At 69.3% G+C, this 10,952-nt stretch carries 9 protein-coding genes; 6 read left to right on the forward strand and 3 right to left on the reverse strand.

Annotated features, from left to right (window positions below):
* Window positions 1-1,379, reverse strand: a 1,379-nt coding sequence (locus VET29_RS08395) for a cellulose-binding protein (RefSeq protein ID WP_324917046.1), incomplete at its 3' end; no start/stop codon positions are given.
* Window positions 1,380-1,708: 329 nt separating this feature from the next.
* Here VET29_RS08395 and VET29_RS08400 point away from each other — a divergent pair.
* From VET29_RS08400 to VET29_RS08425, 6 genes are all read left to right on the forward strand, one after another.
* Window positions 1,709-3,163 (forward strand): glycoside hydrolase, encoded by a 1,455-nt coding sequence (locus VET29_RS08400; RefSeq protein ID WP_324917049.1) that lies wholly within the window; start codon window positions 1,709-1,711, stop codon window positions 3,161-3,163.
* 97 nt (window positions 3,164-3,260) lie between these two features.
* Window positions 3,261-4,022 carry a hypothetical protein gene (locus VET29_RS08405; RefSeq protein WP_324917052.1) on the forward strand — a complete coding sequence of 254 codons (762 nt, stop codon included), beginning with the start codon at window positions 3,261-3,263 and terminating at the stop codon, window positions 4,020-4,022.
* A gap of 45 nt (window positions 4,023-4,067) precedes the next feature.
* On the forward strand, window positions 4,068-5,048 hold the full coding sequence (locus VET29_RS08410) for a Gfo/Idh/MocA family oxidoreductase (protein ID WP_324917055.1): 981 nt from the start codon (window positions 4,068-4,070) through the stop codon (window positions 5,046-5,048).
* 91 nt (window positions 5,049-5,139) lie between these two features.
* Window positions 5,140-6,405 carry a ThuA domain-containing protein gene (locus tag VET29_RS08415; protein WP_324917058.1) on the forward strand — a complete coding sequence of 422 codons (1,266 nt, stop codon included), beginning with the start codon at window positions 5,140-5,142 and terminating at the stop codon, window positions 6,403-6,405.
* 115 nt (window positions 6,406-6,520) lie between these two features.
* A complete protein-coding gene (locus VET29_RS08420) occupies window positions 6,521-7,702 on the forward strand; it encodes a hypothetical protein (protein WP_324917061.1) in 1,182 nt (393 codons plus the stop codon).
* Between the two features lie 606 nt (window positions 7,703-8,308).
* The gene (locus tag VET29_RS08425; protein WP_324917066.1) at window positions 8,309-8,674 is read left to right on the forward strand and encodes a DUF6292 family protein; all 366 of its coding nucleotides are present in this window, start codon (window positions 8,309-8,311) and stop codon (window positions 8,672-8,674) included.
* Between the two features lie 11 nt (window positions 8,675-8,685).
* On the opposite strand, the gene VET29_RS08430 is transcribed toward VET29_RS08425, so the two are convergent.
* Window positions 8,686-9,588, reverse strand: coding sequence for an acyl-CoA desaturase (locus VET29_RS08430; RefSeq protein ID WP_324917072.1), 903 nt, complete (start codon window positions 9,586-9,588; stop codon window positions 8,686-8,688).
* A gap of 156 nt (window positions 9,589-9,744) precedes the next feature.
* Window positions 9,745-10,952, reverse strand: a 1,208-nt coding sequence (locus tag VET29_RS08435; protein WP_324917069.1) for an AI-2E family transporter, incomplete at its 5' end; no start/stop codon positions are given.

A 10,952-nucleotide genomic window follows, 5' to 3' on the forward strand; every position in this document is an offset into this window, starting at 1 on the left:
ATCGTGGTGACGAAACCGCCGTTCCACTGGTTGATCGCCGCCGTGGCCACGCAACCGGTGGTCGCCGGCGGCGGGTCGGTGGGCGGCGGGTCGGTCGGGGGCGGGTCGGTCGGGTTCTCGCCGGAGAGGGTCGGCGTCGTCCAGTCCCGCCACTCGGCCAGGTTGCCGGGCTTCCTGCTGGAGATCCGGAAGGTGCCGGCCGCGCTGCCCGTCCTCACCAGGAACTTCTGGATGTTCTGCTGTAGCGGGGTGCGCCATTCCGTGCGGGTGGCGCAGTGCGTGCCGTCCTGGATGTCGGACCAGTACGAGATGTTGTCGCCCGCGCCCAGTGCCTTGTACACCTCAGCGCCGCCCAGCGCGGCCACGCTGCCCGACCTCGCGCCCAGCCAGTCGATGTGCGGGTTCTCCATGATGAACAACCCGCGTGGCGCGATCATCGCGACCGTCTCGTGCTGGTCCACCGGCAGTGTGTTGGGGTTCGAGGTGAACTGGCTGAACGCGTCACCCAGCCACGGCTGCTCGCCGTAGGCGCTGCTCAGCGGCTGGCTGCCCGACTCCCCCGGGATCCCACGGAGGATCGGGACGCCCGCGCTGCCCGACTCGATCGGCATGGTCAGCGCGATGCGCTGGTCGAACGCGCCGACCGCGAAGGCGCCCTTGCCGTAGCGCGAACAGCCCGTGACGCCGACCGAGTCCGCCTTCAGCACGGTGCCGCCGGACTGCTCGATCACGTCGATGATCCGGCTCGCGCCCCACGCCCACGCGGCCAGCAGGCCGGTGGCGCTCGTGTTGCCGTACAGCGTGTAGAACGCGCCCTGCTTGTTGTTGCGTGGCGTGCCTTCCCGGCCGACCGCCAGCGGGTCGTAGCTGATGACCGCGGCGCCGGCAGACCGGATGGTGGCCGTGTCCGCGCCGAACCCGCCCAGCACGATGACGGCCGGGAACGGACCGGTGCCGCTGGGCAGCTGGACACTCGCCGAGAAGCTCGCGCTCCGGCCGTTCTGCGACACGTTCACGGTAATGCTGGAATTTGAGACAGTTCCCGTGACGCTCGTCGGCTTTACCGGTTTCTCGCCGTAGACATACCGCTCGGCCATTCTCTTGATCTCCGCGCGGCGGCAACGCCAGTCCGCCTTCGTGGAAATACGCGTGCCGTCCAGCTTTCGGAACGGGTCGGGTAGCCGGGAATTGGAGGTCAGCGAACCGGGCAGGGTCACCGCGCAGCCGGCCCCGTCGTCCTCGACCCCGGCGGCCGCGACCGCGGCCAGTGCCGGCGCGGATCTCACCACTTCCGTTGCCACGCCCACGATTCCGAGGGCCACTACCGCCAGCACGACGGCACCCGAGCGAATCCCGGCACGAACCGGTCTGGTGATCACCAGGGCTCTCCTTTCTCGGTGGTAACGCCATCGAACCCGCCAGATCACACCGAAAATTTCGGAAACATACCCGAAATAGTGTATGCCCGAAATGCGATTCCGGTCAACGGTCGTCGCCAGCGCGAGCGAACTTCGAAACATTTCGGAATAGTTTTGGGAGCGCTCACACATCTAGCCGGCTCTGTCTGCCGGTCGATGTGCACGGGCACAACATCGCGTGTAACGGGCCTGCCCACGGCCCACTTCGTTCCATTGCCAGACCGGTGCGGCACCAGCCATAGTGTTAACGCTCACTTCGGTCTCGTTCCACCGACGCAAGGAGCCGGAGCATGGTCACCCGCAGGACAGTGCTGTCCGCCGCGGCCGCGGGAATGGTGGGCACCGCGTTGGGCACGCGCGTCGCGAGCGCCGACACCACCATCGCCGTCGACCCGACCGCCGACTTCGGGACCTGGGAGGGCTGGGGCACCTCGTTGGCCTGGTGGGCCAACATCTTCGGCGACCGGGACGACTTCGCGAACCTGTTCTTCACCACGAACACCGTCGCCTACGGGGGCGCCTCGCTACCCGGCCTCGGCATGAACATCGCCCGCTACAACCTCGGCGCGTCCAGCTGGAACAGCGTGAACGGCGAGACGATGGCCGCCTCGGCGAACATCCCGCGGTTCAAGCAGATCGAGGGCTTCTGGCAGGACTGGAACCTGACCGACCCGAGCCGGTGGAACTGGGCCGCGGACGCACACCAGCGTGCGGCGCTGACCAAGGCCGTGTCCCGCGGCGCGCTGGCCGAGCTGTTCGCGAACTCGCCGATGTGGTGGATGTGCCTCAACCACAACCCGTCCGGCGCTTCCGGCGGCGGGAACAACCTCCAGTCCTGGAACTATCGCCAGCACGCCGTGCACCTCGCCGAGACCGCCCGCCACGCGCGGGACAGCTGGGGCGTCGACTTCCGCACGGTCGAGGCGTTCAACGAGCCGTCGGCGACCTGGTGGACCGCCACCGGCACGCAGGAAGGCTGCCACATCGACGCGAGCATCCAGCGGACGGTCGCGCAGAACCTGCGGGAGGAGCTGAACAGCCGCGGCCTCACCGGCGTCCGCGTGTCCGCCTCCGACGAGTCGCTCTTCGACCAGGCGCGGACCACGTGGAACTCCTTCGACGCCACCACGAAGTCGGTCGTGGCGCAGGTGAACGTGCACGGCTACCAGTACGAGGGCGGCCGGCGCGACCTGCTGTACGGCGACGTCCGGTCGGCCGGGAAGATCCTGTGGAACTCCGAGTACGGCGACGGGGACGGCACCGGCCTGCGGATGGCGACCAACCTGTGCCTGGACTTCCGCTGGCTGCACCCGACCGCGTGGGTGTACTGGCAGGTGATGGACCCGTCGGCCGGCTGGGGCCTGGTCAGGTATGACGGCGGCTCGCTGCAGGCGGGCGCGGTGGAGACGAAGCTCTACGTGCTGGCGCAGTTCACCCGGCACGTCCGGCCCGGCATGCGGATCCTCGGCGCCGGCACGGACAACGTGGTGGCCGCCTACGACGCGACCGCGCGGCGCCTGGTGCTGGCGGCGGTGAACCCCGGCGCGGCGCAGACGATCACGTTCGACCTGTCCCGGTTCACGACCGTGCCGACCGGCACGATCACCCGCTGGACCACCGTGACCTCCGCCGGCGGCGACCGGTACGTGCGCCGCGCCGACGTGACGCCGAGCGGAAGGACGGTGCGCCTGGCTTTCCCGGCCGGCTCGGTGCAGACACTGCAGCTCGACGGCGTCGTGTCGTAACCGGGCCGACCGTTGTGGGAAGTGCTCCCAGGTCGTACATTGATTGTTTGGGAGCGCTCCCAGAGACGTGTTCGCTCACCGACAAGGAGCACACATCATGCGAAGCGGTGTACTCGCAGCCGCGGTCCTCGCGGCGGTCGCGCTCGCGGCGCCGCACACCTCCGCGCAGGCGGCCGCCGGCTGCCCGAGCGGGACCTTCTGCGACGGTTTCGAGACCCAGACGGGCTCGTCGCCCACCGGCGACTGGGCGACGACCTTCCCCAACTGCCAGGGCACCGGCGCTGCCGTCGTGGACACCACCACTGTCCACGACGGCAGCAGATCACTGCGGATCGATGGCCACGCCGGGTACTGCAACCACGTGTTCGTCCGCACCACCCGCGGCGTCGGCGGATCGGCGTTGTACGCGCGGTTCTACGTGCGGCACACCACCACGCTGCCGGACGCCCACGTCACGTTCCTGGCGATGAGGGACGGCGCCGACAACAACAGGGATCTGCGGATGGGCGGCCAGAACCGCGCCCTGCAATGGAACCGCGAGTCCGACGACGCCACCCTGCCCGAGCAGAGCCCGGTCGGGGTCGCGCAGAGCGTGCCACTGCCGGTCGGCCAGTGGACGTGCGTCGAGTTCGGCGTCAGCGGCTCGGAGCTGCGGACCTGGGTCAACGGCGCCGAGGTCGCCGGGTTGCACGCCGACTCGACACCCACCCAGGATGTCGACTCGCAGTGGCTGCGGCGGGGCACGTGGCGGCCGGCGCTCACCGACGTCCGGCTCGGCTGGGAGAGCTACGGCGTCGGCGACGACACCCTGTGGTTCGACGACGTGGCGCTGGCGCCGGCCCGGATCGGCTGCGCGTAACACACCCCGCCACCGGAGGGCATCCTTCGGGTACGCTCCGCCGGAATGAGGATTGGTGTGCTCGGCGCCGCCCGGATCGCCCCGGCCGCGTTGGTCCGGCCCGCACGGGCCGTTGACGGTGTGGAGGTCGGCGCCGTCGCGGCACGCGACCGTGACCGGGCGGCGGCCTTCGCGACCCGGCACGGCGTGCCCACGGTCCACGACTCCTACGCCGACCTGCTCGAGGATCCGACGCTGGACGCGGTCTACGTCCCGCTGCCCAACGGCCGGCACGCGGAGTGGACCATGGCCGCACTCGCGGCCGGCAGGCACGTGCTGTGCGAGAAGCCCCTCACCGCCAACGCGGAGCAGGCGCGGGCGGTGGCGGCCGCGGCCGAGAAGGCCGGGCTGGTGGTGATGGAGGCGTTCCACTACCGGTACCACCCGCTCGCGAGGCGCATGGCGGAGATCGTCCACAGTGGAGAGTTGGGCGAGGTGAGGCGGGTGGAGACGGCGATGTGCTTCCCGCTGCCCATGTTCTCGAACATCCGGTACGACTACGACCTCGCCGGCGGCGCCCTGATGGACGCCGGCTGCTACGCGGTGCACTGCCTGCGCCTGCTCTCCCCCGCCGAGCCGGTCGTGACCGGGGCGAAGGCGCTGACGCTGCGGCGGGACCGGCGCGTCGACCGGGCGATGACCGCGTCGTTCGACCTCGGCGGCGGGGCCACGGGCCAGATCCAGGCGTCGATGTGGTCCTCGACGCTGCTGCGGCTGCGGGCACGCGTCGCCGGTGACCGCGGGACGCTCGTGGTGGACAACTTCGTCGGGCCGCAGGCGTGGTCGCGGTTCGTCGTCACGGTGGACGGCAGGCGCAGGCGGGAGCGGTTCGACCGCGAGGCGACGTACGTCCACCAGCTGCGGGCCTTCGACGCGGCCGTCCGCGGGGAGCAGACCAACCTCACGCCGCCGGCGGACTCGGTCGCCAACATGTCCGTGCTCGACGACATCTACCGCGCCGCCGGGCTACCACCGCGCGGCACGTGAGGTCTGGACCAAAGTGCACGAGGTCTAGACCAAGTCGCTCTTCCTGGGTTAATTTAAGACTTGTATTTAGCCTCGTCGGGGAGGAGCCGTCATGGCACCCAAACTGCTCGAACGGTTCCTGGTCCTGGTGGCGGTGTTGCTGGGTGCCACCGTGCTCGTCCCGGCCGCGGCACCCGCGGCACCGGCCGCGACGTTCAGCGTCCTCGCGTTCTACAGCGGCACCTGGGACGACGCCCACATCAGCTTCGAGAACGAGGCGCGGCCGTGGTTCGCCCAGCAGGCCGCGGCCAACGGCTACACGTTCACGGCGACGAACAACTGGAACACGCTGACGTCGGTGACGCCCGCGCAGTACCAGGTGCTGATGTTCCTGGACGACCAGCCGCAGTCATCGGCGCAGTTCCAGGGCTTCCAGCGGTACATGGACGCGGGCGGCGGCTTCTTCGGCTTCCATGTCACCGCGTACAACGACGACACGACGCCGTCCTACGCCAACTGGTTCCACAACGACTTCCTCGGCACCGGCCGTTTCGCGACCAACTCGTGGGGTCCGACACCCGAGACGCTGAAGATCGAGACGCGCGGCCACCCGTCGACGGCGAACCTGCCGGCCACCATCCGGTCGTCGACCAGCGAGTGGTACTCGTGGGAGCGCGACCTGCGGCAGAACGCGAACATCCAGATCCTGGCGTCGCTGGACCCGTCGACGTTCCCGGTCGGTGACGACCCGAGCCAGACATGGCAGGGCGGCTACTACCCGATCATGTGGACGAACAAGAACTACCGCATGCTGTACGCCAACTTCGGCCACAACAGGATGAACTACGACACGAACACGACGCTGTCGTCGACGTTCGACAGCCCGGACCAGAACCGGTTCGTCCTGGACGGCCTGAAGTGGCTGGGCGGCGGTTCGACCGGGAACCCCGGCGAGATCTCCCCCACCGCGTGGTACAACGTGACGAGCCGCTCGACGGGAAAGTGTGTTGACGCCCGCGCGGCGGCGTCGGCGAACGGGACGGTCATCCAGCAGTACGCGTGCAACGGCACGAACGCCCAGCATTTCCAGTTCCAGCAGACGTCCGGCGGCTACGGCCGGATCAACAGCCAGCTCAACGCGGCGCAGGTCCTGGACGTCACGAACGTGTCGACGGCGGAAAGCGCGCCGATCCAGCTGTGGTTGTACGGCGGCGGGCTGAACCAGCAGTGGCAGTGGGTCGCCGAGGGCGGCGGGTACTACCACTTCGTGAACCGCAACAGCGCGAAGTGCCTGACGACCCCCGGCACGGCGGACAGCGTCCAGTTGGTGCAGACGTCCTGCAACGGGGGCGCGAACCAGTCGTTCCGGGTGGCCTGACCAGGTAGTCACGGGTACCGCCGGCCGGCGAGAAGGTCCGGGGGTGTTGATCTCACGGCCAGAAGGTCACTACTGTGTAGCGCATCCGGTTAATTTCCGACCATAGGAATGCCAGATGCGACGCCCTGCCTATCTCGCCGCCGGCGCTCTCGTCGCCGGTCTGCTCCTCGTCCCGGCATCCGCGAACGCGGCGGCCGGACCGACCACCCTGCCCGCGAGCCAGTACACGCTCAGCGCGAACTACAGCCAGTTCGACGCCGTCAACACCGCCCTCGTCTCGACGCTGGGCACCGCGGCCGTGCACACGGTGATGGACAACGCGAACCACGACCGCACGGGGCTGCCGTCGTCGTTCTCGGTCGCCGGGCTGTCGACCGGTTTCCGGTTCGACAGCGGGGACAACTCCGACTGCGCGAACTACCCGCAAGGGATCACGACCAGCCGGGACGCGGTCGGCACGGCCAACAGCGGCAACTACGACGGCCACCAGCTCGTCGTGGTCAGCTGGTACACCAAGGACTCCTGCGACGGCAGCCAGGAGCGCAGCCGGATCACGCTGGTCGACTGGGACGCCACGTACCCCAACAAGTACCGCAAGGTCCTGCTCGTCGAGCCGACCGGGTCCGCGGCCACGCCCAACTTCAAGGACATCCCGATCCACGCCGGCGGCGTCTCCTGGTACGGCGACTACCTCTACGTCGCCGACACCGGCCGCGGGATGCGGGTGTTCGACATGCGCAAGATCCTCAAGACGAACACCGGCGGCACCGCGGACCAGATCGGGCGCCAGTCCAGCGGCGTCTACTACGCACACAACTACGCCTACGCCCTGCCGCAGATCGGCACGATCACGGCCAGCACGACGTCGGGCACCAACCTCGCGTGGTCGTCGATCTCGCTCGACCGGGTCAGCAGGTCGATCGTGATGGCGGAGTACACCTGCTCGTCGGGCTGCACCTCCTACCCCAACCGCGCCCCGCGCGCGATCCGCTTCCCGTTCGCGTCGAGCGGCACGTTCGCCGCGTCGACGACGGCCAGCCAGGCGCTCCAACTGCCCTGGTACAACCTCAACGGCGTCGCGTCGCACAACGGGCGCTGGTGGTTCAACTCCTCCGGCCAGAAGCAGCTGTACTACTGGGCCTCGGACACCGGCGCACACACCTACTCGTGGGTGAGCTCTGGCGAGAGCATCTCGTACTGGGAGGACGACACCAACCCCGATCTCCTGTGGACACTGCAGGAAGGCACCGGCAGCCGCAACGTCTTCGCCGTGGAGCAGGCAACCTACGACGGTTGACCCGCCGGGTTGGATCCAACGGCTGGCAGACCGTTGCCCGCGACGCGATGGCCCGACCTGTCATCGCGGGGCAACGGTCTGCTTGCCCTGCCAGCGGCCGGTCGGGCGGGAAGCGGCGAAGACATCGTGCCCTCGCCGCGGCAAACCCGGCTTCCAGCGCGGGTGGACCGGCTTGGGCGGTCCGCTCGCGGCCGCGGCCGGCCAAACAACCGCCTCGAATTGCAGCGCTGTCTGACCCACCGCACCGAACTCTCCTGAGCCCAACCGCGACCCATTGCTGGCCGAGGACGAGCTGACACAGGCCGCGGACGTGCACGAACACGGGCAGGAAGGTCGCCCACCTGGCCAGGCGCCCGCGGCGCGGCGCTCGAGGTACGGGAGCCGACCGGCGCCAAGGTGGCCAAGGCGTTGCAGGGCAAGGATGTTCTGCCCGGCGATTCGCCCGTATGGTGAATTTGGTCGACTGCCTGCCGGTGATTGTGCCGTGCCGCGGCGGTTTCACCGCGTGGCGACGGGTCTCGGCCGTCGCCGCGGCGGACCCGCGGGTGCTGGCATGGCGTTACGCGAGCCGGACGTCGACCTGTAGCCGACCAGCGGGGAGGCCAGATGAGACCGGATTCGAGTCACGCCGAGGCGCGGGCGTTACGGGTGTACGTCGAGGCGGTGGCCGCGGCGGTGGGTGTGGAGTCGACCGCGGCCTGGCAGGAGTACGGCCCACCGTCGTCCGCCTACGTCGCGCTGGCCGACCTCATGCCGGACGACCGTTTGCTGATGCTCCAGTGGAACAACGAGGACGGCTGGGCGCTGGCGGTCGAGCCGGCCGGCGTGGAGCCCCCGGTGATCCTGGCCGCGTGGCCGGAACGGGTGTTCCTCACCCCGGCGGACCTGGCGGCGGAGGTGCGGCGGGCGCTCACGCCCCGGGTGACGGTCGCGGTTCCCGTGTCAGCCGGCGAGAAACCGCGCGCCGGCTGACAGCGTCGGCTTCAGGCAAGCGGTTTCTTGAGCTTGCCGGCCAGGCGTTCCTGGCGTGGCCAGCGGACCTTGGTGGCCCAGCCGAGCTTCTCGAAGACCCAGATCACGCGGGCGGAGATGTCGACCTGACCGCGCCGCACACCGTGGCGCGCGCAGGTCGGGTCCGCGTGGTGGGAGTTGTGCCAGGACTCGCCCATGGACGCGACGGCCAGTGGCCAGAAGTTCGCGGACTTGTCCCGCGCCTCGAACGGCCGGTCCCCGATCATGTGGCAGATCGAGTTCACCGACCAGGTCACGTGGTGCAGTAGCGCGACCCGCACGAGGCCCGCCCAGAAGAACGCGGTCACCGCGCCCCACCAGGACGTGGTGATCAGACCACCGAGCACGGCCGGCGCGAGCAGCGTGAGCACGGTCAGCCATGGGAACAGGCGGTCCACGCGCTGAATGTCCCGGTCGGCCAGCAGGTCCGGCGCGAAGCGGCGGGCGTTGGTCTGCTCACGCTCGAACATCCACCCCATGTGGGCATGCCAGAAACCCTTCGCCAGCGCGACCGGGCCGGTGCCGAACAGCCACGGCGAGTGCGGGTCACCCTCCCTGTCGGCGTACGCGTGGTGGCGCCGGTGGTCCGCCACCCAGCCGACGACCGGGCCCTGCATGGCCATACTGCCCACCGCCGCCAGCATGATCCGCAGCCCACGACGCGCCTTGAACGCGCCATGCGTGAAGTACCGGTGGAACCCGACGGTCACGCCGAGGCAGGTCAGTGTGTAGAAGAACGCGGCCAGCCCGACGTCGACCCACCCGAGGCCCCACCCCCACACGACCGGCACCGCCGCCGCCAACGCCAGCAGCGGAACCACCGCGAAGACCTTCACCAACAGCATCTGCAGCGGTGACTTCTCTCCCGCCAACATCGGCTCCGCGCCGCGCGCGTCCGCGACGGGCCGATCCACAAACGTGGTCAAATGTCCACCTCCCGGTGACGAAGCAAAAGGAAACCTGCCACCGGGGACTCGGGTGTACAGACGGATTGCACGGAACGGCCGAGCCCAAACCTCGGCGGAAACCGGCTATGCACGGTCGAGACGGGGATAGAGAGTCTCCTCGACCAGCAGCAGAACCGCTGCGGCGACGGGGATCGCGACAAGGGCGCCGATGACACCGAGCAGGGCCCCGCCGACCAGCACCGCCACGACGGTCACCAGGGCGGGGACCTTCACCGTGGTGCCGATGATCCGGGGAACGAGGATGTAGTCCTCGGCGAACCGGTAGACCACGACGAAGCCGACGGTGGCGAGGCAGACCGGCAGGGAGACGGTCAGCGCGACGAGGCTGATCAGGATCCCGCCGACGACCGAGCCGACGACGGGTATGAGGTCCAGCACCGCGACCGTGATCGCCAACAACACCGCGTAGGGCACGCCGAAGACCAGCAGCCAGATCAGGGTGAGCACGCCGGCGATGACCGAGATCACCACGTTGCCCAGCACGTATCCGCCGACCTTCGCGGAGATCTCGTCGCCGATGAGGATCGCCCTCGGGCGGCGGGAGTGTGGGATGAGGCGATAGAGCCCGGCCCGGATGCGGGGCATGGCCGACACGAAGTAGATGGTCAGCACGACCAGTACCACCAGGTTGGTCAGTACCCCGAACACGGCCAGGCCGGCGTCGAACAGCCCGGAACCGCCGCTGAGCGACTTCTCGATCGCCTCCTGGAGATGGACGCGCTCATTGAGCCGGCCGAGCCACGAGCTGTGGTCCTGTACCTGACGCAGGTAGTCGGGCACCTTCGCGACGAGCTGGGTGGTCTGCTCCACGAGGACGGGAATCGCGGCGGTGAGAAACCCGACGACCGCGCCGAAGGCCGCGGCGAACACCACGGTCACCGCCGCCCAGCGGGGCAGGCGCCGGCCGACCAGCCACGAGACCAGCGGTTCAAGGCCGATGGCGATGAACAGTGCCAACCCGATGAGGATCAGCACCTCCCGCAGGCTCGCCAGCATCAGCACCAGGCCGTAGGTCACCGCGACCCCCGCCGCGGCGGCCATGCCGACGAAGAACGGTGACTTGCGGTCGAAGCGCTTGCCGATCGGGCCCAACGGCCTGTCGGAGTCGCTGATCTGCGCGGCCTCCGCCTCGGCTTCGGCGACCGGGCCTTCGAACTCCTCGTCGTGTGGCTGACCGATCAGCTCGTGATGACCTTCGGCGGCGGGGTCCGGGGATGATGCGGCGGGGTCCGGGGATGATGCGGGCATCGGGTCGTCTCGTTCTCTCCATG

The organism is Actinophytocola sp., from assembly GCF_035634895.1.
Lineage (GTDB): Bacteria > Actinomycetota > Actinomycetes > Mycobacteriales > Pseudonocardiaceae > Actinophytocola.

Excerpts from the sequence above, each read along its gene's own strand:
- VET29_RS08430 (WP_324917072.1), bottom strand. The coding sequence starts at position 9,588 with ATGTTGGCGGGAGAGAAGTCACCGCTGCAGATGCTGTTGGTGAAGGTC.
- VET29_RS08410 (WP_324917055.1), top strand. The coding sequence starts at position 4,068 with ATGAGGATTGGTGTGCTCGGCGCCGCCCGGATCGCCCCGGCCGCGTTG.
- VET29_RS08405 (WP_324917052.1), top strand. The coding sequence starts at position 3,261 with ATGCGAAGCGGTGTACTCGCAGCCGCGGTCCTCGCGGCGGTCGCGCTC.
- VET29_RS08400 (WP_324917049.1), top strand. The coding sequence starts at position 1,709 with ATGGTCACCCGCAGGACAGTGCTGTCCGCCGCGGCCGCGGGAATGGTG.
- VET29_RS08415 (WP_324917058.1), top strand. The coding sequence starts at position 5,140 with ATGGCACCCAAACTGCTCGAACGGTTCCTGGTCCTGGTGGCGGTGTTG.
- VET29_RS08420 (WP_324917061.1), top strand. The coding sequence starts at position 6,521 with ATGCGACGCCCTGCCTATCTCGCCGCCGGCGCTCTCGTCGCCGGTCTG.
- VET29_RS08425 (WP_324917066.1), top strand. The coding sequence starts at position 8,309 with ATGAGACCGGATTCGAGTCACGCCGAGGCGCGGGCGTTACGGGTGTAC.